This is a genomic window from Aeromonas sp. QDB20 (assembly GCF_027707805.1).
Classification (GTDB): Bacteria; Pseudomonadota; Gammaproteobacteria; order Enterobacterales; family Aeromonadaceae; genus Aeromonas; species Aeromonas dhakensis.
The window spans coordinates 224,917-251,049 of the sequence record NZ_JAPCJC010000003.1 but is presented as its reverse complement, the minus strand read 5'-3'; the positions used below and the strand labels follow the sequence as shown (position 1 = coordinate 251,049).

At 54.3% G+C, this 26,133-nt stretch carries 20 protein-coding genes and 1 pseudogene; 6 read left to right on the top strand and 15 right to left on the bottom strand.

Going from position 1 to position 26,133, the window contains the following annotated elements; translation table 11 throughout:
- Positions 1–6 precede the first annotated feature (6 nt).
- The 3 genes from PG897_RS05015 (at position 7) to radC (ending at position 1,276) form a co-directional block, all read left to right on the top strand.
- Positions 7–417 (top strand): hypothetical protein, encoded by a 411-nt coding sequence (locus tag PG897_RS05015; RefSeq protein WP_270828766.1) that lies wholly within the window; start codon positions 7–9, stop codon positions 415–417.
- A complete protein-coding gene (locus PG897_RS05010) occupies positions 410–667 on the top strand; it encodes a hypothetical protein (protein WP_270828765.1) in 258 nt (85 codons plus the stop codon). Before PG897_RS05015 ends, PG897_RS05010 begins: the two co-directional genes overlap by 8 nt.
- Positions 668–778: 111 nt before the next feature.
- Positions 779–1,276 carry a RadC family protein gene (gene radC, locus PG897_RS05005; RefSeq protein WP_025201148.1) on the top strand — a complete coding sequence of 166 codons (498 nt, stop codon included), beginning with the start codon at positions 779–781 and terminating at the stop codon, positions 1,274–1,276.
- Between the two features lie 222 nt (positions 1,277–1,498).
- Here radC and PG897_RS05000 read toward each other — a convergent pair whose 3' ends face one another.
- The 13 genes and pseudogenes from PG897_RS05000 to PG897_RS04940 all read right to left on the bottom strand — a co-directional run bounded on the left by PG897_RS05000 (position 1,499) and on the right by PG897_RS04940 (position 20,205).
- The gene (locus PG897_RS05000; RefSeq protein ID WP_270828764.1) at positions 1,499–4,558 is read right to left on the bottom strand and encodes a DEAD/DEAH box helicase; all 3,060 of its coding nucleotides are present in this window, start codon (positions 4,556–4,558) and stop codon (positions 1,499–1,501) included.
- The gene (locus tag PG897_RS04995) at positions 4,559–6,619 is read right to left on the bottom strand and encodes an EH signature domain-containing protein (RefSeq protein ID WP_270828763.1); all 2,061 of its coding nucleotides are present in this window, start codon (positions 6,617–6,619) and stop codon (positions 4,559–4,561) included. It lies immediately after the preceding gene.
- Positions 6,616–7,383, bottom strand: coding sequence for an OmpA/MotB family protein (locus PG897_RS04990; RefSeq protein WP_270828762.1), 768 nt, complete (start codon positions 7,381–7,383; stop codon positions 6,616–6,618). Before PG897_RS04990 ends, PG897_RS04995 begins: the two co-directional genes overlap by 4 nt.
- On the bottom strand, positions 7,383–9,443 hold the full coding sequence (gene zorA, locus PG897_RS04985) for an anti-phage ZorAB system protein ZorA (protein ID WP_270828761.1): 2,061 nt from the start codon (positions 9,441–9,443) through the stop codon (positions 7,383–7,385). Before zorA ends, PG897_RS04990 begins: the two co-directional genes overlap by 1 nt.
- Positions 9,444–9,616: 173 nt before the next feature.
- Positions 9,617–10,330: a M48 family metallopeptidase gene (locus PG897_RS04980; RefSeq protein ID WP_005331303.1), complete on the bottom strand. Its 714-nt coding sequence runs from the start codon at positions 10,328–10,330 to the stop codon at positions 9,617–9,619.
- Positions 10,330–13,461 (bottom strand): type I restriction endonuclease subunit R, encoded by a 3,132-nt coding sequence (locus PG897_RS04975; protein WP_270828760.1) that lies wholly within the window; start codon positions 13,459–13,461, stop codon positions 10,330–10,332. The genes PG897_RS04980 and PG897_RS04975 overlap by 1 nt, the downstream gene beginning before the upstream one ends.
- 74 nt (positions 13,462–13,535) lie before the next feature.
- Positions 13,536–14,600 carry a type II toxin-antitoxin system antitoxin DNA ADP-ribosyl glycohydrolase DarG gene (darG, locus tag PG897_RS04970; protein ID WP_103828953.1) on the bottom strand — a complete coding sequence of 355 codons (1,065 nt, stop codon included), beginning with the start codon at positions 14,598–14,600 and terminating at the stop codon, positions 13,536–13,538.
- The gene (gene darT, locus PG897_RS04965) at positions 14,597–15,250 is read right to left on the bottom strand and encodes a type II toxin-antitoxin system toxin DNA ADP-ribosyl transferase DarT (RefSeq protein ID WP_201883064.1); all 654 of its coding nucleotides are present in this window, start codon (positions 15,248–15,250) and stop codon (positions 14,597–14,599) included. Before darT ends, darG begins: the two co-directional genes overlap by 4 nt.
- Before the next feature lie 266 nt (positions 15,251–15,516).
- Complete coding sequence (locus tag PG897_RS04960) at positions 15,517–16,215, bottom strand: restriction endonuclease subunit S (RefSeq protein WP_270828780.1); 699 nt, start codon at positions 16,213–16,215, stop codon at positions 15,517–15,519.
- A 39-nt stretch (positions 16,216–16,254) separates the two neighbouring features.
- Positions 16,255–16,776 (bottom strand): annotated as a pseudogene (locus tag PG897_RS04955) (restriction endonuclease subunit S); the annotation flags it as partial.
- Positions 16,777–16,790: 14 nt separating this feature from the next.
- Positions 16,791–19,238 (bottom strand): type I restriction-modification system subunit M, encoded by a 2,448-nt coding sequence (locus PG897_RS04950; protein ID WP_270828759.1) that lies wholly within the window; start codon positions 19,236–19,238, stop codon positions 16,791–16,793.
- 185 nt (positions 19,239–19,423) lie between these two features.
- A complete protein-coding gene (locus PG897_RS04945; protein ID WP_049636665.1) occupies positions 19,424–19,870 on the bottom strand; it encodes a hypothetical protein in 447 nt (148 codons plus the stop codon).
- A 146-nt stretch (positions 19,871–20,016) separates the two neighbouring features.
- Positions 20,017–20,205 carry a DUF3283 family protein gene (locus tag PG897_RS04940; RefSeq protein WP_021138010.1) on the bottom strand — a complete coding sequence of 63 codons (189 nt, stop codon included), beginning with the start codon at positions 20,203–20,205 and terminating at the stop codon, positions 20,017–20,019.
- A 115-nt stretch (positions 20,206–20,320) separates the two neighbouring features.
- Here PG897_RS04940 and umuD point away from each other — a divergent pair, with 115 nt between their 5' ends.
- Both umuD and umuC read left to right on the top strand, forming a co-directional pair.
- Positions 20,321–20,764 (top strand): translesion error-prone DNA polymerase V autoproteolytic subunit, encoded by a 444-nt coding sequence (gene umuD / locus PG897_RS04935; protein WP_024941056.1) that lies wholly within the window; start codon positions 20,321–20,323, stop codon positions 20,762–20,764.
- Positions 20,745–22,004: a translesion error-prone DNA polymerase V subunit UmuC gene (gene umuC / locus PG897_RS04930; protein WP_270670434.1), complete on the top strand. Its 1,260-nt coding sequence runs from the start codon at positions 20,745–20,747 to the stop codon at positions 22,002–22,004. The genes umuD and umuC overlap by 20 nt, the downstream gene beginning before the upstream one ends.
- Before the next feature lie 44 nt (positions 22,005–22,048).
- Here umuC and PG897_RS04925 read toward each other — a convergent pair whose 3' ends face one another.
- The gene (locus PG897_RS04925; RefSeq protein WP_240533650.1) at positions 22,049–22,270 is read right to left on the bottom strand and encodes a hypothetical protein; all 222 of its coding nucleotides are present in this window, start codon (positions 22,268–22,270) and stop codon (positions 22,049–22,051) included.
- A complete protein-coding gene (locus PG897_RS04920) occupies positions 22,267–23,190 on the bottom strand; it encodes a viperin family antiviral radical SAM protein (RefSeq protein WP_270828758.1) in 924 nt (307 codons plus the stop codon). Before PG897_RS04920 ends, PG897_RS04925 begins: the two co-directional genes overlap by 4 nt.
- A 187-nt stretch (positions 23,191–23,377) precedes the next feature.
- Between PG897_RS04920 and PG897_RS04915 the strand changes: the two genes are divergently transcribed.
- Positions 23,378–26,107 (top strand): ankyrin repeat domain-containing protein, encoded by a 2,730-nt coding sequence (locus tag PG897_RS04915; RefSeq protein ID WP_270828757.1) that lies wholly within the window; start codon positions 23,378–23,380, stop codon positions 26,105–26,107.
- Positions 26,108–26,133 lie beyond the last annotated feature (26 nt).

Genomic DNA, 26,133 nt, shown 5'->3' with positions numbered 1-26,133 from the left:
GTCACGATGATCCAAGAATTAGCGCTCTCCCACTACTCACGCCAATGGCTGGGACGAGTCGCCACAAGCGCCAAGCTAACCCCCACCAGCAGTGGTCAGCGTTGGCTGCTGCACCTGACCCCGGAGAGCCCACTAGCCCGCACCGTCACCCTGCAAGTGCGTTGGTCCGGGATGCAGTGGCAACTGCTCTCTCTCACCAATGCTGAGGACTGGCACACCATGAGCCAGCCGAGGGATGAAATCTGCATCGACCCCGAACGTCGCTGTTTCTGGCGTTGTCAAGCAGGGCCGGTGCCGCTCACCGAGCAACCCCGCGTACTGGCCAACTTTCTGGCTGACCTGCAGCGCATCTGCATCCATCGCGGCTATGCGGTGGAGAGTGACCCCATCCCTGACAAGGAGAGCGAAGATGATTAACGCCGTGATCGCCATCGAGCTGGAGGCTTATCTTGAACACGATGGTCAGATTGAAGTGGTACATGACCAAGGCCTGCCGGTGGACGGTTATACCCTCTACCTGCGCTATGAAAACGAACGGGGCGACGCACTGGCGCAATGGCTGTGCGATCACCCGGATCACAGCTGGCTAACCCAGCTAGGCACCCTGCTCGCCACCAGTTACCACATTCCGCTGCACGACTACACCCCGCACACCTTGGCGGCCTGAACACAGCCAGCCAAGCCTGCGGTCACACCCCATTCAGTAACCCATTAACCAACTACTTCGCCTAGCCTGCCGCGTCCAATGCGGTGGGGCGATGGCGTATGGAGCCTAACCATGTTGCATCACAAATTGATCGCCGGGGAGATCCCCGGCACCTATCTCGTCACTGAGCTGATTAACGAAGAGGACCTGTTGACTATCGCCAACCAGATTGCCCGGCAGAAACTGGCCAAGGGAGAAGCTATTACCGATAAACACTTGGCCCATCAAGCCCTGCAAGGGCTGCTGCAAACACGGGATCGCGAAGTTTTTGCTGCACTGTTCCTCGATAACCAGCATCGGATCTTGGCCTATGAAGAGCTGTTCCTTGGCACCCTGTCCGCTGCAACCGTCTACCCCCGCGATGTGGTCAAGCGGGCACTGCACTACAATGCTGCCGCCCTGATATTGGTGCATAACCACCCGTCGGGATACCCGGAACCCAGCCGGGCAGATATCGAGATCACCCTGCGCCTACAGAATGCCCTGGCACTGGTGGATATCCGGATTTTGGATCATCTGGTCGTCGGTACTGAGGGTGTGGTGTCGCTGGCAGAACGAGGGAATTTGTAACTACCACGCCGGTCAGGGAGCACATGGAGGAAGGCATGGTCAGCAGTGAGCTCTACTACGACTTACCATCATTAGGAGTACACAGAAAATGGGAACCATAGGGAGTTGGGGATTACACACCCAAGTTCAACCACATTTTGGCGCACGTGCAATTGTCGAACGAAACAGGGTCTCCCTATTTTTGGATCGCTGCGGCGTCTATGGCGATGGCCCACTCCATTACTACAGACCCATGGCACTTGTCATTTCTCTTTCGCTGACGGCTTCGGGGGTGACCACTGCATCTTTCAGCATCAGCTTGCCGCGCAACAGGCGATCCAGATGGACATCGAACGCATCAAATCGCGGGTGAGTCAGGGTCGGCAAGTGGATAAACACTGGTTTTTGCTGGCCGATGCGGTAGACCCGGTCTGAGGCCTGGGCCTCTTTGGCTGGGTTCCAGTGACGCTCCAAGTGGATCACATGGTTGGCACTGACCACGGTCAGACCGACCCCTGCAGCCACAGGGGACATGATTATCACATTGAAACCGGCTTGAGCCTCGAACTGGCTGATCAGCTTCTTGCGCGTCAGATCCTCGACTTTACTGGCCACCGCCTTGGTGTCGCCATTGATGATGGCGATATCCAGGCCGTAGATCTGATCCAGCCAGAGCTTGAGTACTCGCTGCAACCGCTTGGTCATCATAAACAGAATGACTTTTTCGTTCTGGCTACGGATCTGCTCCAGTAGCTGCAGAACAATGGTGAGCTTGCCGGATTCCTGCATGTACTGACGGGCCTGCTTGGCATCCTGACTGTAGAGCGCAGCTTCGTCATCCAGCCTTGGATGCAATGAGATGCTTCTGAGCCGGGAGAGTGCAGCCAGGGCCGCTCCTTGCATGTTTTCGTCACTAGCCCGGCGACTGCGATACTCATCGAGTACGGCATCATAGGCCTGCAACTGTAAGCCGCTCATGACGCGGCTCAATTCGGGGTGATAGCGTTGCAGCTGGCTATCTGCTTGCTGTACGCCACTACATATGGTCTTGCTGGGTAGTCCCTTGAGCTGCTCCTCTTTGACTCGGCGTAACATGAAGGTACCTACGGTGCGGCGTAATTGCTCGCCGATTTGGATACGGATCAGGTCGCGTTCTTGCTCTTCGGCATTCAGAATGGGTTTTATCCAGCTGTCTCGGTAGTGTTGCCAGCTACCGAGCAGCCCGGGTTGGGCGGTATCCAGCAAACACCAAAAATCTCCCAGGCTGTTCTCCACTGGGGTTCCGGTTGCCAGCAGCTTGAAGTCAGCCTTGAGGCCTTTGGCTGCACGGGTCTGTAAGGCATTGGGGTTCTTGATGTTTTGCGCTTCATCGAAGATCACCATACCCCAGTCGATGCGGCAGAGTGAAAACTGGTAGTCCCGCAAGGTTTGATAAGTGGTGAGTACTAGCCGTCTGTCCATGTCCAGCCGATGGATCCCGGCCTCTGGGCCTATGGCCAGGGCATAGCGGATGCTTTGTTCATCTAGCATGCCGCTTTCATCTGCCAGCGAGGCCAACTGTACCGACTCTCTTTCTGCACCTCGGATCCGAAACCTCCCTAGATCACGACCTGCTTGCAACACCACCTGGTCGCGAAACGGCACGCTGTTATAGGTCTTGGCGACCTCATCTTCCCAGTTCTCCAGCAGACTCAGTGGCGCCACCACCAGAATGGGCTTTTCTGCCTGACCCAGGCTGCGTTGACGATGCAGGTATTCACCGATGGTCACCAAGGTCATATAGGTTTTGCCCAACCCCATGTCATCGGCCAGCAGGCCGCCTTGCAGTCGGTAGAGATCCTCGGGATCTTCATGCAAGGCCACATTCAGCAGTTTTAGCATCCATTCGATGCCTTCTTGCTGGTGAGAGAAGGGCGTGCGCGCATAGCGTGACCAGTCAGGTGAGGCTGGCAGGGTGGCGAAATTGGTCTTGTTCAACAAGGTGGTATGGATGGCATCCGCCTCCTTGAGAATGACGGCAACGCGCTCTTTGACTTTTTCTTCGTCTACTGGTGTCTCAAGTGTGACTGATTCATCTGCTGGTTCATAGTCGAGGCCAGAATGGCCGGCAAGACGTTGCTTGATGGCGGTAACTTGTTTTTCCACTACATCGACGTTGGTGATGTCGATCGTCTGTTCACCAAAAGTCAGAGTGCTGGCGCCTTGGGCTCGTGCCGCTTGCAATAGATCTTCAAAACGTTGCAATTCCTCAGGCGACTGAATAAGTCCGCTGAGTACCTCCGGGGGTGATGGACGGGGGTCAAGAGCAAACCAATTGTTTTGGTTGGTATCCAGCCCGCCAAAGTCCATGTACTGTAGTCGGCCTACACCTGCGACCCTAATGGAGAAACCAACCTCGAGATTAACCAAGGCGGCATCCAAAAAAGCGGTAGGGGTGGCAATAAACTCATTGACCTTGTCGGCAGGAATGCGTGTATTGGCCAGTACGTTGCGGATCCCGGCCAACCGGGGTTCGTCCAGCAGTACTACGCGATTATCTATTCGCAACACGCCGCCATTAGCGCTCATATCTATCTGCGCCCATCGCTTCTGCAATTGATCTGGCGTGGATCCCTCTCCCAGACAGGGGCAAAGCTGCAGGCTACCATCCGGCATGCGGGTGGCTATGATACCTATGTTGTCCGGCACCACTACGTCAAGGCGCTCAAAATGACTAAGGTCGATGCGCATACCACTTCGTGCCGCCGTTTGCAGCTCGGCCATCAGTCGCAGGTTAGCGGTTTCGCCTCGCAGCTCGGCTGTCAGGGTCTCGTGTTGCTCCCAAGCCATCAGTCCCATTAATTCTGCTGGCGTCAGCCAATAGCATTCTTGGCTACCCAAGTACAGAAAGGGCCCTTTGCGGGTAAAGGGGGTTTCCCCTTCAGGCATACTGGCGGTAATGGCTACCCGAAAGCCGCTGTTACCGGTTCGGCCGTGAATCGTGGAGACAAATTGCCCGGGGAAGCGGGGCGGCAGGTCCAGGATCTCGGCTTGTTCGCCATCCATACCAGTGATGTCTTCTGCCTCAATATGAAAACCATTAGCAGTGGTCTCGGCCACACCCTGCTCGGCCAACATGTTGAGGCAGATGAGTTGCACCTTTTGCCGGGTGTTCCCCTGTCCTACTTGCAGTGATTTGAGCTCACTTGCTGGCAGGAAAAAATTCAACCCGCTGGAGTCAGGTTGGCTGTGAAAACCTAACTGGTTGTTGATGGCGTTGTCCGTGTCGCCAATAAAGGATCGCAAGAATTCGACTAAGCGCATTTAGTGGCCTTTATGATGCTCTTCATAAGCGGTTAATTCCGCGGCTGCTACGGATGTGAGGTGCCAGCCATATTGGCTGTTTTGCCAGCAGAGCGTACCAAGGGGCCCATAAAGCTGTTGATTGATCTCTTGAACTGTCATGCCCAAGACGTTGGCGCCATGACGAGCTCTGTCACCGGCATTGCTGGCAAAATATTGCAGTACCTTAAGCTCTAGCGGTTTGAGCTGGCTAACCCGGGGGCAGAGTTCGGAGAGCGAAGGCTCCGCAACAGTGTTAGCGCTGGTTATTTCATCCGAATGGGGTGTTGCTGGAGTGGGTTTGTTCTTGTATTTGAACCTGCCATTCAGCTTTGAAAGCTGCTCAGCTGATAACTTGTTCACTGCACGTGACGCATTCGCTGGGAGCTGCTGGGGTTCTTCATAAAGCTTGGCCTGATGGGATGCCTCCCTGACTTGATCTACTGGTGATGGACTGAGACTAGTTAGAGCTGACTGGTGAGTTATCGTGTCGACAAATGACTTGGCTGTCGGCTGGCTGGGAGTTGGCACCGGTGTCCGTTTGGGATTGACTGCAGGGATGCCAAAGCGGCGAAGCTGGTATTGGTAGTCCTGGCGGCTCAGTAGTTGCTCCATATCCAGACCGATGCCGTTGTCTGCCAAGAAGGTGAAGACCTTGTGCTGCCAAGTGTGTGGTGTGTGGACGATGCTGGCGAGAGGAAGATTGCCATATCGTTTTTGGTAGCCAGCAGGAATGGTGGATGTCAGTGCGGCGTGGCTGAATATCCGTTTCTCATAAGTGGTCAGTATGTCACTTGGGGGCGCCAAATAGACCCAAATTTTGAAACTGTGGGAACCTTCAATCAGGTAGAAATCGCCACAGTCCAGATAGATCACCGCTTTATCGCTCATAGCCCCATCCATGGGAGCGAAGCTGGTTTTTACTTCCTTACCCAAAATCCCTTTAACGATTTGCTGGGCCCGGTTACCGAGTAGCAGACGGGTATTACGGATCAGTTTGAGTTTGAACAAGCCCTCCAGAAACAGCTTTCTGGCGGGAAACATCCGCTGTAATTCGTCGTTATGACTCTGGATCCCATATTGCTCAACGGCCTGCAAAAAGAGGCGAAGATCCTCTTTGGATAGCCAGCCTCTGACCTTTTGAATCCGTGCCTCGCCCAGTGGTTGCCACCATTGACGGTAATTTGTGGCGGCGCTGGATATGCGGGGATCGCCTGCCAGGTTGAGGATGAAGGTTTGCCAGGCATCGCTGGGCTCCTGGCCTGTACGGTCGATCAGGATCTCCAGCGCGGCATGGCCGATACAGCGGTCCCCCTCAAAGGGAGCCTTGCTGACCGAGGGTTTAAGCAGCTCATCCATCACAGGTGACCATTCGTCCTGTGACAGATTGCGCAAGGTCTCGAGATAGAAGTGAGCCCGACAGATATCGCCATAGCGGCCATCATCCAGGCCTTGCAGGCCTAGTTCGCTAAATGTCGCACCAAGCTCGCGTCCTGCTTGTAGCGTCTGTTCGGCGAGCTGACGTGGGCCGTTCAGTCCAAGGAGTTTGTGCCCTTCTTGTTTGAGGCTGATGAGTGGGTTGGGCCGCAGCGAGGGGATGCGGGGTTCTGGTAGTTGCTCGAGTTGTAACAGCAGTGCCTGTTCCAGCAGGGCACGAAATCCATCATGTTGGTCTAGCAAGTCGAATTGGCGAAAGTAGAGCTGTACCAGTTGCTGAAGTGTTATTCGAGTCAGTCTTGGCTGTTGGGCATTTAGCAGCGCGGAGAGGAGTTGGGGGCTGAGCAGCCGTTCGGCATACTGGTCGCCACTAAGCCAAAACCAACTGAGTGCACGAGCAGTGAGTCGGCGCTTCAGCAATCCAGGTAATGCCTCAAACCGGCCTGATATGGCCATGTTGCGCAGCGAGGTCAGCATCTGGGTGAAGGCGTCGTTGTGCCCTGCTTCCCCTTCCATCGTGGAAGCCTTCGTCTGGAGTTCGGCCCAGGCGTTTACCGTGGGCAGGGCCCATGTAGTTAGCATGGGTTTGGCCTCGGGCAACTTCATTGCTGAAGATCCTCCTGCAGCCGTTCCTTCACTTGTTCGTACTGGGTGCTGTCTGGTCTGCGGATGGTAAAGCGAATATCGATGCGACGATTACGCTTAAAATCTGCCTCCGTCACTTGATTAGGCACCGCTGGCCGAGTTTCTCCATAGCCACTGACCGAAAAGAGGGGATTGTCATCTCGATTTTTCAGTCGGGATAGCTGTTCATCACCAATGAGTGATTTTTCCCAAAACTGCCAGAGGGAGATGGCGCGGAAGGTTGACAGGCCCCAGTTACCCTTACCCATAAAGCCCTGCAGGGCACGGTTGTCGGTATGTCCTTCGATGAAGATGGTATCGAGGAACTCCACCCGATTGTCACGAGAGATCACCATGTTAAGCACTTCGCCTATTTCCCTAGCACGGGATTGATAGGTCGGACTAATGTCAAAGGCCCCGGTTTCAAAGCCAAGCAATTCGTTGGGAATGCTCAAGACAGTGTGATTCTGGCTGATCTCCACCTTGATGCCGCGTTTGCGCAGGGTCTCTACCGCTTCGTCAAGAATGGTGCGGCGTACTTGCTCGGCTTGTTTTAGCGCGACAATCTCTTCTTCAAACTTGGTTTGTTTATGCTCGAGCTCTTTTTGGATCTCCATCAGCTGCAGGATCAGGATCACTGAGGCCATAATAAAGATGACGAGCAGGGCGGACATGATGTCGGAAAAGGACATCCAGTAGGGGTTTTCTTCGTCAACGTTAGCGGTTTGGGCTTTCCGAAACTGCATCAGCGTTGCTCCAGCTCATCTAGCACACTGCTCATGGCTTCGGCTGTGTGATACATCTTGGTGGCATATTCTAGAGAAACCTTGTTCCACTGATCCATGCGTTCATGAACCTGCGTGCTGACTTCGCTGGCGTATTTTTGCAGCCACTGTTCAGCCTGTTTTTCGATGGCTTCAACTTGGGAACGCAACGTCTCGCCTAAGGCATTGAATTCGGTTCTCACCCCTGTCAGGAATTGTTGCTGCGTTTGCTTCATCTCAACAAAGCCATGGCGAGCCTCACTGGCAGCCTGTTCGAACCGCTCCGCTCCCTGCAGCAGGCCATCTTGCAATCTGGCCAGCATTTCGGCTTGTTGCTTGAGTTGATCAGTAAGTGCAGCATTTTGGCTACCGGCTTGCTCGATTTGTTGTGTCACTTGTTCCAAGCGCTGCCCCAGTAGATCGGCGGCAGAACGGACATTGGTGGAGAGCAGGCCTAGCTGATTGGCACTGCTGTCCATATGCTTGCTGCTCTGGGCTGCGGAATCGGTCACTTGCTGCAAGCGAGTCAGCAATTGCTGGTGCTGTTCCGCCATTTGGCGGCTTTGTTGCTGGCCGGCTTGCACTGAGTCGGCTAAGGCAGTCAAGAGCGCTTGCTGTTGCTGTGTCACGTCATCCAGCTGCTGCTGGAATTTCTCCTGACGAACTTGTTCACGAACATCAGCCTGAGCACCTTGCTGACTTACGTTATCCAGCAGTTTGCCAACGGCATCCTGCAATGCGTTCTGTTGTTGCTGTACGGCAGATGTGATTGCTTCGATTTGCTGTTGGCTCGCTGTGCCTAGACTGCCCAGCATTTTTTGTTGTTGCACCAGTAACTCGGTTTGCTGTTGGTCGTGCTGCTGGGCCAGGTCACCCATCATCTTGCCAAAGCGACTCTCCAACAGGCCTTGGCGTTCATCTGCCGAATTGGCCAGTTGTTGCAACTGATCCTGGAAACGTCTGGACTGTTCATCTTGCGCATCCAGGCTGCTGGCCTGCTGGGTGCTCAATTTATTAAACAGCTGCTCAAGGCGTTCGCTCATGCTACTGACGGCAGTATTGACATCTGCTGCCACTTTTTCGAGCTGCTCACCCTGTACTCGGCCGGCTGAGCTCATGCCTTCCATAAAACTGCCAACCAGGTTTTCCATCACCTGGCTTGACTGCTGATTGGTTGAATGAACCAGGGTTTGGATGGCCGGCCCCATGATGTTGTTGAGTGTGTCAGTGAGGGCATTTTGCATGGATTCACTCATGCCATTGATGCTTTCCTGCAGCCTGTCACCGATTCGCTCGTGCAGCTCCTGCAGTGCTTCTTTACTTTCTTTGCTGTACTCGGCGATATGCACCAGAGATTGTTCCGCAGGGAGTCTTGGATAGAGGAAATCAATCCTGTTTTGCAGGTCTTGGATATCGTTCAGCGCTTTGCGTTCAAACAGCTTTTCACACAGATTGAGCAAGAGACTGAAAGTAACCCCCCAGACCGAGGTCATAAATGCAACTGCTGCGCCAGAGATGAGCTTATTGATACCACTCTTGAGGGTCTCGATTTCTGCCGTATTGCCCACTAGCCCCTCTAGACCAATGGTTAATCCAACAAAGGTTCCGAGCACCCCGATCGCCACTAAAAAGCTGGGGGTCGCTGCTAGTAAACGGCTGGCGGTTAGGCCCGTTGCCAAGGTTTTTGCATTGAAAAAATGCTCCGCGTCAATGCTGTTGAAAAGTTGTTTCTTGTCAGAAGATAAGACAAGGCTTTCATCAAATTCCTGCCAGAGATGACCAATATTGTTGGCATTCAGCTTTTGAGCCCTCTGAAGTATTTCACGGCGAGAGTAAGCCAATGTTTCTCTACTTTGCCCATCCAACAAAGATCTCAATGCTTTGTTTCTTTCAATGAAATTGAGGTAGTGCTTAATCAAAAAAAACAGGGATAGTAAAAAGATGAAGCATGTGAATGACCAGAACCACGCACTGATCCCATTGGTAGTGCCATTCAGCATCTGGCTAAAGTCAGGCCATAGGTGTTTAAGTAAATCCCACATGTCTAATCCCAAATGTTCAACTGATTCTTGAAAAAAACCGGCAGTCTTTAACCTAGTGTTTTGACCAGGTCGAGATAACGAATGAACAAAAACAAAGTAATCCGCTCAACAGATGAGCCGCGTCAATCTGGTTTTGCCGGCACCATACCACAAACTTACCTAACTACTTTTCCCTAATACCCCCACCGGTTAAACGCCAGCGGCATCTTGTTGAGCTTCTCGCGATGCTCGCGCCAGTTGGGCAGATGGGTATCCATCAGTGTGATAAATCGCTGGTTATGTTTGCGCTCTAACAGGTGAACCAGCTCGTGCACCACAATAAATTCCAGGCATTCGGGGGGCTTCTTGACTAATTCGAGGTTGATCCAGATGCGGGATGTATCTGTTTTGCAGCTCCCCCACATGGTCTTCATCCGTTTGATACCGACAAACGAAGGGGTGACGTTGAGCAAGGCCTGCCACTTGGCCATCAATATCGGCAGCCGCTGGCGTAGCAATTGGCGATACCAGCCCAGTAGCAAGGCTTCTCGCTTCGCTGCGTCATAATGAGCGGGAACCCGCATCCGGATCCACCCCCCTTGTAGCTTGACGCTGTGCGCTCCCTCAACCGGGATCACCTCCAATCGATAGCCCCGTCCCCAAAGGTAGTGCGTCTCGCCGCTGCACATCTGGCGCTCGCTCTGACGTGGCTGCGCCTGAAAGTGGGCCTGTTGCTGCCGGATCCACGGCAAGCGTCTGACCACGGCCATTCTGATGGCCGTCTGTGACAGAGACGCCGGGGCCGAGACGCGCACGCGACCATCAGGGGGCAGCACATTGATGTGCAGGTTCTTGATCCCCTTATGCTGCAACTCCAGCGTGAGCTCACCAATGGTGATCAGGGGCATCAGTGGTACTCCTGCTGCGCTTTCACCAGCTCCATCACCTCGGCAACGGTCACATCGTATCCCTTGGTTTCTTCGGCAATGGCAAACGCGATCTCCCGCTCCTTGAAGCGATCGCCATACCAATCGGCCTTCTTGGTATAACGCACGGCGGTATCAATCCTGGCCACCAGCAGCTCATCCTTGCCCAGATTGTCATAGAGTGCCCGTTTGGCTGCCGTGTCTATGCTCTCTGGGTAGGCGCTCTGGCTATGGCTCTGTGGATATTTCACCTGCTTGGCCAGCTCGCGGACCTTTTCCAGATACTCCTGATAGGAGATGGCCTGCTGGCGGCGCAGATCGATCAGCTCATCGAGCAGCACCGACATCCTCTCGTAGTATTTGGGGTTGACCGGGTTCTCATCGACGATGGTCCGGCGCACGTTGTTTTCAATCGCCTCGGCCATCGACTCCTGATTGTCGCGCATCTCCTTGGGCAACCCATCCAGCGCCTCGGGGCCGCGCTGGATAATGAGCTCCAGCAGCCCCAGCTCCTCAAAGTCCATCAGCGTCTCGCTGGGGTCGGCATCCACCCACAGATCCAGCATCTGGCGCATGCCCGGCTCGAACTGCTTCATATCCACCAGATCACCACTGGCCAGCTTGATCTCATCCCGGACCTTGGCGAAGTGTTCGACCTCCTGCTTGATCGAGGCGGCCTGCGAGGCGCTGTAACCCGCCTCCTCCAGCTCACCCGCCAGATTGGTAAAGGCGCGGATCAACTTGGCCACCAACTGATAGAGGGTCAGCCGCAATGCCTCTTTCTCGCTCAACGTCTCTTCATCGGCTCCCGGCTCACAACAGAAATAATGCTGATAATCGAGTTGCGACTTGGGCGCCTTCACCGGCTCACACAAGGCACGGACGGCTTCCAGAGCGTTATCCAGATCCTCTTTGGCCTGGGCCAGTCGATCCTTGAGCAGCCCGGCCACATCCTCCTTGTCATAACCCGCGAAGGCCTCGGCCGTATAGTCGTTGACCGTCTTCTCCAGCGACTTGAACAGGTCTTTGTAATCGATGATGTAGCCGTACTCCTTGTCGTCACCATCCAGCCGATTCACCCGACAGATGGCTTGGAACAGGTTGTGATCAGCCATCTTCTTGTCGATATAGAGGTAGGTGGCAGAGGGGGCATCAAAACCGGTCAGCAGCTTATCCACGACAATGAGCAGCCGCATCTGGCCCGGCTCTTTGATAAAACGCTGCTTGACCAGTTTTTCAAACTCTTCGACCCGCTTAGCCGCCTCATCCTCCGGCTGCTCGAAATAGTCGGCCAGCATCTTGCGATAGATGTTGTACTTGGCCAGCTTCTCCGTCAGCCCCTCGCCCGTCTCCTCGCCCTTGATCTCGCTGGCATTGGGTTGGTAACTGGTGACGATGGCGCACTTGCCAGCAAAACCGGCCTGGCTGAACATCTCGTAACTTTTGCAGGCTTGATAGACGCTGGCGCAGACCAGCATGGCATTGCCACGACCATCGGCCAGCCGGGGCTTGCGCTCGAAGTCGAGCAGAATATCGGCCACTATCTGCTCCAGCCGCGAACGACTGGAGAGCAGCTTCTGCATTGAGGCCCACTTCTGTTTAAGCTGCTGCTTGCCCAGCCGCGAGAGATCCTTGGTCTTGGTATCGAACCACTCATCCACTTTTTTCTGGGATTTGACCCGCTGATCGATATCCCGCGCCTCGTAGCGCAGATCCAGCACCACGCCATCACTCACCGCCTCGTTGAACTTGTAGGTGTGAATGTAGGGGCCAAAGACCTCGATGGACTTTTTTTTGTCCTGCTTCATCAGCGGTGTGCCGGTAAAACCGATAAACAGCGCCTCTGGCAACAGGCTCTTCATAGCCCCATGCAGCTTGCCGGACTGAGTGCGGTGGCACTCATCGACAAACACAAACAGCTGCCCCTTGGGGCTGAAGCCCGAGGGCAAACTGCGGCGCATATCAGCAATAAAATCATCCGAGCTGCCATCATCTTCGTCATCCGACTCGCCTTCTGGCGTGCGACCGAACTTGTGTACCAGCGAGCAGATAAGCCAAGGGTTATGGGCATGCAGACGGGCCACCAGATCGGCCCCGCTCTTGGTGCGCAGGATCTCCTCCTCCACCCCACTGAATACCTTCTCGATCTGCTCATCGAGTTCGGTACGGTCGGTGATGATAAGCACCCGACTGTCGGTCACATTTTCGCGGATCCACTTGGCCAGCCAGACCATGGTCAGGCTCTTGCCGCTGCCTTGGGTGTGCCAGATGATGCCGCCATCCCGACGGCGGATATAGGCCTTGGCGGCACGGATGCCGAAATACTGGTTATGGCGGCAGGTCTTTTTGGTGCCCGCATCAAACACGATAAAGTCGTGGATCAGCTCCAGAAAGCGCGCCTTGCTGCACAACTGCGCCAGATGCTGGTCCAGCAGATTGGCACCCGGCTGCTCGACATGGTCGGAATGAATTGGATCGGCTGGCTCTTTCCACTCCAGATAGTACTTCTCGGGGGTTTCAATGGTGCCGTAGCGCACCCCCTGGGTGTCGTTGCCCGCCATCACCAGCTGCATGGTGGTGAAGAAGTTACGGATAAAATCCTTCTTCTGATTATCCAGGTTCTGGTGGATACCTTCGGAGACAGAGACGGTAGAGCGCTTGAGCTCAATGACGCCAAGGGCAATGCCGTTGACATAGAGCACCAGATCCGGCCGTTTCTTATGCTCGCCTTTGACCGTCACCTCTTCGGCAATGGCAAAGTCGTTGGCCTGCGGATTGGCCCAATCGATCAGCCAGACGGTTTGGTTCTGCTCGCCTGCCCCTACTTTTTCCTTTACGCCATAACGCAGCAGGCGATAGACCTCCTTGTTGGCATCATAGAGGATGCGCCCTTCGCCCAGGCTCGCTGCCCGATCCAGTTGCCTGAGTACCTTGGGGATCAGCGCCGCGTCCACGCCCCGCCCCACCAGCCAAGCGGTCAGCAGTTCCGGCTCGACATTCCGGTTGTTCTCCCGCTTATGCCAATCCCCCAGATAGCGATAGCCCAGCTCCGCTTGAAATAACTTGATGACGCGGTTCTGGGTTGCCCGCTCCCGTTGGCCGACTGAAATCATGCTCTCTATCCCTGTTATTCTCTCAAGCACCCGCGACAACCGCGCAGCCGCTCTTATTTGTTACACCCACTTCGTTACACCAATCCCTGCTGCAAACGGGTCAAGGCGATCTGCAGACTGCGATCATCAAACAGCCGCGCCTTGCGCTCACCCCACGGGGTTCCCGCTGGCCAGCGATGCAACCCCTCTCGCAGCGCGCTCAGCGTCGGCGCACAGCCCTCTTCGGCTATCAACCAATCGACCGTGGCCAATAACTCCATGCCATAGGGCGACTCAAAACCGTCGATTAACGCGGTCGTCTGCTCCAGTATCGGTAAAAATGCTTTGGCCTCGGTATGGAGATAAACGGCAAGCTCTTGTTTTTTGGCCTCATTAAACCAGATGACATCAAACGGCTTGCTATCCGGGATGCGCTTGTCGGACTGCAGATAACTGCCGTCCATCGCATTGAGCAGATGAGTCAGATTGTTGGCATAAGGGCCATAACGATGGGCCTTAAACTGCAACTGCAGCGGATCCCCCAGCGGGTTGCGGCCAATGACCCGCGCCAGAAACCAGGCCAGCTTCTGGATCTCCAGCAAGCTGCACTCCATCCCTAAAAACCAGTAGCGACGTACCAGTTCAGCAATCAGGGCCCGAGCCGGAGTCAGCTCCGCCACCCCGCCCCGCTTGGCCACATTTTGGTATTGGCTACTGGGCTCATAGAGCAGGATATCGATATCCAGATCGCCCAGTGCCGTTTCAATCGCCTGTTTGACCTCTGGCCAAGGCAGACCACCGTTGCCAGCCCCCAGCGGCGGAATGGCAATCGAAGAGACCTGCTGCGCCTGTAACCAGGCCCGCAGATCCTGCAAACCATCCTGGATCCACGCCATCTGTGCCGGATTGCGCCAGTGCTGTTTGGTCGGAAAATTCACGATCCAGCGCGGCCCCAGCAGCTCACCCGTCTGGGTAATAAACATCTTGCCGGTGACGACATCACCCTGTTTGCACGCCTCGGCATAGGCGCGCATATTGGCCGGGAACCGCTCCTTGAACATCAAGGCGATCCCCTTGCCCATGACACCGACGGTGTTGACGGTATTCACCAGCGCTTCCACCGGAGCATCCAGCAGATTGCCTGTTGTATATCGAATCATCTGAAATACCACCCATCACGGACATAGACGGGGCGCGCGATCCCGACCCGATTCATGCATTGTTCCACGCTGTTCTTTATTTCTTCGTTGTAACACACCACGCCCAGCAACGCCTCGATGGGGCAATGTTGATGGATCAAGGCCTCGGCCTGATAGCGTTCCAGCTTGCTCAAATCGTCCGCATCACGCTTGAAGTCACGGCGCTGCAACAGTGGCCAGTCAATCCGCCCCAGATCGCCAAGGTCGACATAGAAATTGGCCCACTGGTAATAGGCATGGCTATCGGTAAACACAAACGGTAGCCCCAATTCAGCCATGCGATGCAGGCTGGAAACCAGGATCAGGATTTCATCATTTTCACGCCGGGGAACACCGCGCCCCGAGTGAATATTGCTGAGCATGGGCGAAAACGGCGTGAAATAGAAGGGCACATAGTCATTCAACACGCCGTAAGGCGCCAGCGGCACCGGATGGCGTGCGCGCTTGGCAATCAGCTCCGGCAGCCCGATATGCACCCAGTGCGGGTTTTGCTGCTGACCATTCCCCGCCCACAGGCCATGGGTCAGGATCCATTCCAGGTTATCCCGATGCACGATCCGGAATATCAGCGCCTTCTGCGGATTCAGGCTCTGGCTATAGTCATAGGCCATGGGTGGCTAGCTCCTGCGATACCCAGCGCTTGATAAACACGCCAACGATGACCCCACCCGCTTTTCGTATGCGGGTGGCCGCTGTGCACGCCATCAAGCAACTCACAGTAAAAGTATCTCTTTCTTTTCAGATAGATAAACATCTATCGCGCCAATTAACAACGCCCCAGTCACGCAACAGTCAAGCAAATCCGGCGCTGGGTGGCTCCGGTGGCCAGGCTCGCGGCAGAGGCGGTCATCTGGTTGGGCTGCACTCATGCCCCCGTCTATGCCCCCACCGCCAGCGGCAGGCGGATTTTGCCGGTCAGCAGTTGTTGCATCATGCCTTGCTTCAAGGCGCGGGCCTTGTCCAGCTTTTGGGTCAATGCCTGCAGCTCGTTATCCATATCGGATAAAATAGTTGCGATGGCGGTTTGTTCTTCTGAACTTAACAATAGAAACGATAAATTTCGCAAATCACCTAACGAAAGGCCTTTTACCGTGCTCCCACTTCCAAGATCATCAATTTTTACTGCGTTCAGCTCAAACCAATAAAACAAATAACTGACAACAACATCGGAGTTTGGGAAAATTGCCTTCAAATCCTGATTAATAGCTACATCAACATCATAAACAACAGCTTTACCCAAAGCCATTCGGGTGGATGTGATCAATGTTCCTCGGGGTATCAAATTACTTGAGCTATTTGCAAGCCCTGTTTTTGTAATATATTCCTGAGCCATTAACGGGTTAAAAGTAGCGAAATCCTTTACGGTTACCCATGGTATTTCATTACCCCAATATGTTGGATTGGCCCTACTAGGCGTACCACCTCCGGTTACTTTTTGTATAACATCTCCAAGTGACACAACCTCCCAATCCTCCGGAATTTCTCCCAGTTCGCTGGGTTTATAACCTTTTGGGGTGCCATCGGGGTGCAGGGCGAAGGTGGGCAGGCGGGTACGACCGGTCAGCAGTTGCTGCATGGTGGCGCTCTTGATGGCCTGTTTCTTGGCGATCAGCTGCTCCAGCGCATCGATCAGCGCATCGCTATCCGACAACACATTGGCAATGGCGGTTTGTTCTTGTCTATTTTTTGGCAACGGGACCATCATATCAGTCAGTGTATCCATCGTGATATATGGTGTATTTCCAGCATTCACCTCAGTTCTAATTCTTTCAGAAAGATTAACTTCCATTTGTTTTTTTTAAAATTGGATGTCTGCACTAAAGCAGGTTAAAACATAAGTACGCTGATAGGCATTAAATTTCCCTTTGTAGTAATGAATATAACCAACATTTGCACCATTACCAGATATCAGCAAAGCTTCATCATCAAATGCATATTGGTTTATCCAATAGTAATTCCTTGCACATGTATAAAAGCGATACTCACCATCCAAGATCATTGCATTAGCATCTAGCTTGCCTGTTTTAAACGACGAGCAAATGTTTTTTAAAAGGTATACATCCCAATCCTCCGGAATAACCCCCACCTCGGTCTGCTTATAGCCTGCCGGGATCGCCTTGCCTGCTGTCTCTTGCATCATCTGCTCTGCCATTATGCCCACTCCAGCCCCATGCTTTTGAGATGCGCGGCCACCTTGGCCTCCAGAGCGGCGACCTGCTGAGTCAGTTGCGGCAGGGTGGCGCGGTAGCGCTCCTCCAACTCCTTGACGCGGTTGGCCAGCTGCTGGGTGATGCGCTCGATCTCCGCCTCGATGGCGGCCTGCAAGCTGGCGCGCCACTTATCCTCCACCAGCAGTTGCTTGATCTCACTCTCTGTCAGCTTGGGGTAACGGGCAACCACCGCCCGATCCAGCACCTCTTGCGCTTCTTTTACCGCCTTTTTGGCACTGCTTTCGGCTTCGAACAGCTTGATGGCGGTTTTTAGCGCCGCCTTTTCCTCGGCATCGCTGGCCTGCTTTAGCCGTGCCTTCAGGCTGGCGGCGTTGATCTTGCCTGCATCGTTGGCCGCGTCACTCAGCAGCCCCTCCTCGCCACCCTGCTCTTCCAGATAGCTTTCCAGATGTTGGCTTGCCTCATCCGCGGCGGCCTGCAGGGCGTCGATGTCGGCCTGCTCATCAGCAAGGAAGCGGGCCACCAGCAGTGCCGGTGGCAACAGCTCGGCCTTGTATTTGCTCTTGCCCAGCACCAGATCCGGCGTCTCTTTAAGCTTTTCGCCCTTGTCGACTTTAAGCTCGCGCAGCACCTTGCCCGCCGCCCAGCCATCCTGGCAGAGCACATAGACATCGTCCTGCATCACGGCGTGCCAGTAGTCCAGCAGCAGTTGGTAGATATCGTAGTTATCGATAAGCGGCAGCGGCGCATAGGTGGCAAGCAGCGATTCGCTGATCTCCTCGATCAATGCCTTGGGCGATTCACCCGGCTTTATCTCCGCCAGATGGCACTCGGTAAACCAGCGCGAGAAGGGTTCGAGCGAAGCAGATGCAAAACGGACAAATTCGGGGTGCGCCAGTATGGTGCTCTTGACCTTGGCGGCCTCCACCAACCCATGGCTATAACCCGCATGGGCCGGAGCAAACAGATCGGCCCGCAGAGTCGGGAACACCTGCCAGTAAGCGCCCAGGGCGTCGATATCCCGATTGGGAATGCCGCCTTTAAGGTGGGCGGCCAGATCGTGCAGATCTTCGGCCTCGCTGGCATCGATATAGCGCGGAATATTCAGGTTGTAGTCGTTGGCGGCGATCTCGGAGAGCGGCACGGCGCGGCTGTAACGGGGGATCAGCTGCTCGCGGGTAAAGGTATCGACGATCTTGTGGATGTCCTGCTCGCGCAGCCGGTTCTTGTTGCCATCTTTGATAAAGCCTTTGCTGGCATCGATCATAAACAGGCGCTGGCTGGTATAGCCGTTGGCCTGGATGGCGCGCTGGTGCGCCGTCTCCTTGTCGATGACGATGATGCAGGCCGGAATGCCGGTGCCGTAGAAGAGGTTGGCAGGCAGACCGATAATGCCCTTGATAAAGCCCTGTTTGAGCAGATTCTCGCGGATGCGCGCCTCGGCATTACCACGAAACAGCACGCCGTGGGGCAGGATCACCGCCCCCTTGCCACGGCTGTTGAGGCTCTTGATGATGTGCAGCAAGAAGGCGTAATCGCCATTTTTCTCCGGCGGTACGCCCCAGACAAAGCGGCCAAACTCATCGTGCTCGGCATCCAGGCCGCTGGTCCAGTTCTTGTTGGAGAAGGGCGGGTTGGCGACAGCAAAGTCGAAGCTCTTGAGCTGGTTGTTGCCCTCCTTCCACTGGGGCGCGGCCAGGGTATTGCCCTTCCAGATCTTGGCGGTCGGATTGTCGTGCAGGATCATGTTCATGCGCGCCAAGGCGCTGGTGGCGTTATCCATCTCCTGACCGTAGATGGTGAGCCCCTTGGGTCCCGCCTCGTCACTGGCCTTGAGCAGCAAGGAGCCGGAGCCGCAGGTGGGGTCGTAGACGGTGGCATCTTGCGGCGTCTGGCGGCTGATACCAATCACCTTGGCCAGAATGCGCGACACCTCGGCCGGGGTATAGAACTGCCCCTTGGACTTGCCCGATTCGGTGGCAAAGTGGCGCATCAGGTATTCGTAGGCATCGCCTAACAGATCATCGCCCTCGGTGCGGTTGGCGGAGAGATCCAGCCCCTCGAAGATGCCGATCAGCTTGGTCAGGCGGTCGATCATCTCCTTGCCCTTGCCGAGCTTGTCCTCATCGTTGAAGTCGGCGATGTCGATGACGCCTTTGAGATCATTAGCTTCGGCCAGCGCCGAGATGGTGAGGTTGATCGCCTCGCCGATATTCGCGGTCCCCTTGAGCGCCACCATGTCACTAAAACTCGCCCCGTGCGGCACCTCAATCATGGCGTAGGGGTTACCCTTGGCCTTGTCGGAAACGTACTTCACAAACAGCAGGGTGAGCACATAGTCCTTGTACTGGGAGGCGTCCATGCCGCCACGCAGTTCATCGCAACTGGCCCACAGGGAGGAGTAGAGTTCGTTTTTCTTGATAGCCATGGAAAGGGTTCCAATAAGAGTCAGTTTGCGCCAAGGGCGCATGGAAAACGAAAAGAGGCGATTGTTTGCACCCATACGGGTGAGCACGCCAGAGATTGCCAACGAGTTTACCCACTTGACCCCGTGGCAACCATGGTGGATATCACATCAGTGACGGATAGGCAGATCGTTTGCTGCAAAAGCCATCATTTGCCTTCCAGCAAGGCCGGCGGTGTGCTCTCGCCACGGCATTTGAGTTGCCCCAGCGCGTTGGTTCGACAGACGGTGCCATCGGATGCACGCAACTGACCAAGTGCATCTTCACGCCATGTCACCCGTTCACCGGTTTTGGCATTGCTGCCGCGAATATTGCCCAGCGTGTCTTGCCGATAGGTAGTGCCATCGCTCCCCTTAAGATTGCCGAGCGCGTCCTTACGCCAGGTCGTTCCGGTTCCCGAGTCTTTGATGTTGCCAAGCGCATCCTCACGTAAGGTGCCCTGCTTGCCATCGTCACATTGATAGCGGGTATGGCCCAATGCATCTTTTCGATAGGTGCAGTCGGCTGCAAACACGACTTGCGGCGTTAGGCTCAGCAGCAGTGCGGCCAGCGACCACTGGCGTGTCGCTAGCCAAAAGCCGGGTTGGTGACTCATTGCATCTCTCCTCTGACGTGAACTCGATTGACTATACCGGGCCAGCCGCTCAGCTTCGATACTGAGGTTTTTAACATGTCGTGTTTTCAGGCGGATGCGTGATGGCAAGACGTCCACTGAGGCGCGTTCAGTCCAGCTTGAGATAATTAACCTCGTTTGTATTTACCCACTTGCTCAAGAAAGTAGCTGCCCAGCTCACCCTTATGCTGGCTTGCTTCGCTTTCTGCGCTGGCCAAGTGACCGTTGCGCTCTTTCCATACGGCATATGCGGCAGCCTTCTCGACCTCGACCCGTTCTTGCTGCTCTTTCGGTAGGGCACACAGATTGTGACTCATACTGATCTCTTTGTTATTTGTTGGCGCCATGGTACGCCATCAGTGGCATGCGGGACTTGCGCTGGTTCAAAGGTGGTGCGCTATAATGGCTGTATATAAATACAGGTGTTTTGCCATGAAGCTGTTAACCCCAGACCCATCACCCGCCGAGGTGACCATCCCGCTGTTCTTGCACCGCGCCTCTTGTGGCTTTCCCAGCCCAGCCAGCGACTATCTGGAAGGGAAGTTGGACCTCAACACCCACTGCGTGTCGCACCCTGCAGCAACCTTCTATCTGCGTGCCGAGGGGGAGAGCATGACAGGGGTCGGCATCTTTCCCGGTGACTTGCTGGTGGTCGATAAGAGCCTCACCCCTCGCCATGGTGATGTGGTGATTGCACTACTCGATGGCGGCTTCACGGTAAAGACCTTGCAGCTCAAGCCGAGGTTGCGGCTGTTGCCAGCCAATCCGGCGTTCGCGCCTATCGACCCTTGTATGAGCCTCTCCCTGGAGTTGTTCGGAGTGGTCACCCATGTGATTGGCAATCTGAGGCAGCGTGATGGCTATAGCGCTCGTTGATGTAAACAACTTCTACGCCAGCTGTGAGCGGTTGTTTCGCCCTGAGCTGCGTGGCCGCCCGATCGTGGTGCTCTCTAACAACGATGGATGCGTGGTGTCGCGTAGCCCCGAAGCCAAGGCGATGGGTATCAAGATGGCCGGGCCCTACTTCAAGATCCGCGAGCAGTTCGAGGCGCATGGCGGTGTGGCATTCAGCTCCAACTACGCGCTCTATGGAGACATGTCTGGCAGGGTGATGAGCACGTTGGAGACCATGGCCCCCGAGCTGGAGGTCTACTCCATCGATGAAGCATTCCTGTCACTGTCAGAGTCGTTTGCCGGGGACCTGACAGCCTATGGGCAACAGATCCGGCAGCGAGTTTGGCAGTGGACCGGCCTCACGGTAGGGGTTGGGATCGGCCCCACCAAGACCCTCGCCAAGCTGGCCAACTATGCAGCCAAGAAGTGGCCTGCCACGGGCGGCGTCGTGGACTTGCGTGACGAGCTGCGCCGTGCCCGGCTGATGGCTATCACCCCGGTGGACGAGGTGTGGGGCATAGGACGGCGCTTGGGGGCCAAGTTGGTGGCACAAGGCATCAACACCGTGGCTGACCTGGTGGCTAGCGATGCCAAAGGGTTACGCGCCCAATACGGCGTGGTGGTCGAGCGGATCGTACAGGAGCTGCGTGGCCTGCCTTGCGCAGAGCTGACCGTTGAACCGGCGGCGAAGCAGCAGATCCTCTCGAGCCGTTCCTTTGGTGAGCGCGTGACTGACCGTGGAGAAATGGCCCAAGCGTTGTCAGGCTTTATGGCTCGCGCAGCCGAGAAGCTGCGGGCCGAGGGGATGTGTTGCCAGCGGGTGCACCTGTTCGTGCGAACCAGCCCCTTTGATGAACGAGCCCCTTACTACAGTGAGCAGGCTGGCGTCCGGCTGGTCTGCCCTAGCGATGATACCCGGTTGCTGCTGCAGCAAGTGAACGTGCTGCTACCGCAGATTTGGCGCGACGGTTACCGCTATCAGAAGGGGGGCGTCATGCTGAGTGAGTTCACCCCCAAGGGGCAACAACAGGCAGATCTGTTTGCCCCGCCGTCCGCTCAATCGGATGCGCTGATGGCAGTGATGGACCAGATCAAAGCCAAGGGATTGGGGCGCGTAGGCTTTGCCAGCCAAGGCACTGGGTCGCCTGAGTGGATGATGCGACAAGAGCACTTGAGCCCCTGTTACACCACCCGCTGGGAGGACCTGCCGGTGGCGAGGTAGAGCTACACTCACCAGCTCAAACATCATACGGCCGCAGGATATACCTATAAAACACGCATATTCGCTACAGATAAAATACCCTTACGCAAATCTCGCCGTAGATTATACAAGCAGCGGCTGTCGCTGGGTGACCTGCTCACTGTCAAAGTCAGCAGCCCATCAGGGCTGGTCAGCCGCCCATGTTTACCACCATTTTGAAAAGCCCACCCCTGACGAATCAGCTGGCGGATCAACTGATCGATATCTTTATTTGTGCAGTATTTCATACACCAACATCCGTATTGGTCTGGATATAGCGTGCGCAAAATCGCTTATGGTCAAAGCTCATTTCGCTAAAGGCCATCCCTGCCCCAACCTCGAGGATTGGCCGACTGTAGGTATAACCATGACCAGCAGCAGGCAACAGAGGGGTGTTCTGAAAAAAGCGCCCGTATGGATCAACCATCAGATATGACTCATGCATGTCTAGGTTGTCCTCGATACAAAGGATTTGAGAGAAAGCATTATGACGAGAGACAAACGCGGCAAACTGTTCGTCATTAACAGCAAGGTGCTGACTCACCACCGGCAACATGCGTAGGACTTTCCACTTATCAGGTGCAAACCTCACGATCAGAGCACCGAGATCTTCGTGGTGATTAAGCTGGTTAACTACGGTATTAAGCTTGATACGCAGATCTGGGTTTAGCTGGCGAGCCATATCCAGACTGGCGACCAGCTCATTCAAATCAAGTTGTCGACCAAGGCGATCAACTCGTCCAATTGCGTGATTGTTTGCGGCGGATGCTGAATCAATGCTGATACCGAGCCAAGTCAGTTGTGGTGCGAGGCTGTTTAGCAGCCCATCGTTGAGATAGCTACCGTTAGTTATTAACGAGACCTCGAAGCCTAGGTCTCGTGCTTGGGTGACGATGGATGGAAGTTTGCCTGCATGCAACAATGGCTCCCCACCCGCCAGATTGAGCCTTATTGAACGCCATTCTAATTGGCCAGCTAATGGGTTTGCACTGTTCTCCGGTCGAAAGAAATGGTACAGCTCGGCCAGGAACCTAGCGGTTCGTTGCGGATCTCGGATCAACTCTCGCTGGCAAGTTGTTTTATACCAAGTCGCATAACAGTAATGGCAACGATAGTTACAGGCTTCCGTTAAGTGCCAATTGATAACGATTTGAACGGGTAGTGACATGATTAGGCTCTCTTTGGTCAAGAATACGCAAAGGGTGCCTATGGATTGGCTTAGACGATATGAAACACCTTGTATCCCCTCAGTTTTACGGCCTGTGAAGGGGGGGGTACAGGGTATTTCAGTGATCCGATGGATAAACATTGCCAGAATGGTCGAGACATAAGACAACCTCAGGATTAGACACAACATGAGCACCTTGCCACTACCCGAAGCCATCTTGCTGGAAATTCATCAAAGCCTTGGCTGCCAAAGCTATCCGACAACCAAGAAAACCAAGTTTGCGACTGGTCAGATAAGTCTTAAAGCTCACAAAAATATGGGCGAAGAAGTCTTTGACGATATCCTCAGGGCGCTAGGAATGGACCCACTGGCACAATTAGATTCTCTCGACAACTTCATGGAATTTGCAGGGAAATACAAGCTTCTCGAGCTCAATACTTGGACATTCGCCGCAGATCAACGCCAGGTTCTCTGGGCGTTGTTGACACATTTCTACATACCTGGTCTGGCACGACTTGCAGGGTTCTGGCAACTTGAACAAGCACTGGATACTGGTATGCCGGGGGGGCGTTTCTGGTATCTGCCCGAGCCCTGCGAGGTGAATGGCAAACCAAGTCTATATATGCCGGTTGCCCAAGTAGTCGATTGGCTGTTGGACCTGCTGGGTATGCCTCTGGAGGCATTCGCAGATCAACATAGTGAATTGATCGAGGATGGCAATGATGGCCTACGCCGATCCTTATATAACTGGCGTAGTGGAACCACAATTCGTCCAGAGAGCATCGAGAAGTACTTCTCCGACGAGACAAAACTACGTTTTGATGGCGCGATATCACTCCACAATGATGACAGCCCTTCCGCACAATTTAGTAACGCTATTATTTTTTTGGAAAAAAAGGGGCTGACTGCCGACAAGCTACGATGGGAAATCCCCATGACTCAACCTGGTCGCATAGAGTCAATTCTGGACGGGCAGGCTGATGAAGACGAGCAAGCCACCTTCGTGAAATGCATCGCTGAGCGTTATGCAGCACCTTTACCAAAAATTATCCGTCAACGCTTGTTACTTGCTCGGACTGTACAGGATGGTTATGTACGGCTACTCAAATACCTATTTCCCAATGTTGACAAGTTGTGTGCTGATCCCCAGCAAAATAAATTGCTTCAACTATTCGCCATCTATAAGGCTATCTACAACCTAACTATCGATGCATACCGATATTGCGGGGAGCAGGGTGAAGCAGCTGAAAATGCGTGGTTCGAAGCACATCTGCCTGAATGGGACAAACAAGGCATATTCCTTTCGCTCCTTCCTTCTCGTCGTGAAACTGCAAACCTAGAGCTCGCTCAGTTCTTGACTCGTCATTTCTACCATTTGCAACCTGGGGCGATGCTTGAAGATCACTTTGCGCTCGACGCAGCATCCGCTGAACCCATCATTCGAAAAAAGTTGGAACTCCTCAAGGCTCATGCTGATGAGACACAAGCTATCGATCGGTTGATTGACCGGATGAGAACCTCATCACCTTGGCGCGCCTTGCAGAGCGAGCAGCGATATTGGGTCGTCAGTCAGGTCGCGCAACATCCATCCCTAACTCCACGAGCCAAAGAGGCCGCTGTCCAGCGTTTGCAAGAGATAGCAGCAACACCAGCCGAAACCGTCCAAACAATTCTGTTCGGGCTGGACGGCTACCTGAATGGTGATCGCAAACACAGGCCAAAAGACACAATAACCAAGGTACAAGTCCTACTCGATGAAGCTGAAGCCAGCTCAGGGTATGAGTTATGGAAAGCCCCAATTTTGCAATACAAAGCCAAGCACCTGCTTGCCAGTAATGATTTTGAGGGGGCAACCAGACTGTTCAGAGAGGCGCTGGACGCTGCTTTGGAACGAAATTATGGCCCAGTGCATGGTGAGATCGCGAGGGATGGTCTGGCCTTAGAAGTTGCCGAGCAGAAACTAATCACCAATAACCACGAAAAATACTATCGGGAGATGCTGGCCGGCGGAATGATGGCCGAGTGCGATACGATTCCATCTATCGAGGATATTGCACGCTGGGCATCAGATTACTTTTGGGATGACCTATACAAACCCTATCCAGGTATTGAGGCCGAAATCCGTAGCATACAAAGTACGATGGATAAGTTACTTAACGACCTGCTGCCATTGTTCCAAGCTGGTGATGAAGAAGGATTGCAAAAATGGATCAAAGCTAATCGTTCATTGTTGAAATCTAGCCTGCCTGATGTCGATGGAAATTCCGTATTGATGGCTCTTCTCAAGATGCATTCTTCTTTTATGCAGATAATGCCTCCAATGAAGTTAATTGTTCCACTCGAGCTGCAAAGTGAAACGCGTCGGTTCGAAGCCATGTTGGCGCATTGGCGCTCGTTTATCGGCCAACTGGCGCAAGAGAGCCCTAAACAACTAAATATCCCCGATTTTAAAGGGCAAACCCCCTTGATGCTGATAGCTGAGAAAGGAGATACCGAGTTAGTAACCATCATGCTCAAAGCTGGCGCGGATCCAGAAATACAAAGCAGTAGCGGAATGACTGCTCTACATTCGGCGATCAAGTCTGGGGTAGATCGTTGTGTGGATGTACTCCTCGATCATCCGTGCAACCTAGACAATCTCACTGATGATGGGCAATCACCATTGCATACAGCTGGTTGGACGGCCAATTTACATGCAGTCAGGCGCTTGCTGCAGCGAGCCCCCAAGCTTGCTTGGCAGCGTAACACTCAGGGAATGACTCCTCTAGAACGGGTTGAATACTTGATCGAAAACCCAGAGGCGTTAAGCCTGTTGGCTAACGAACGAGCTCGAAATGGGCAGCGTTGTGCCACCAAGCAAGAGTTGATCGCAACTGCAGACTTGCTTGCACAAGCAACTCCAATGTTACAGAAATAGATAGCAACTCAAGTAAAGCCAATAAG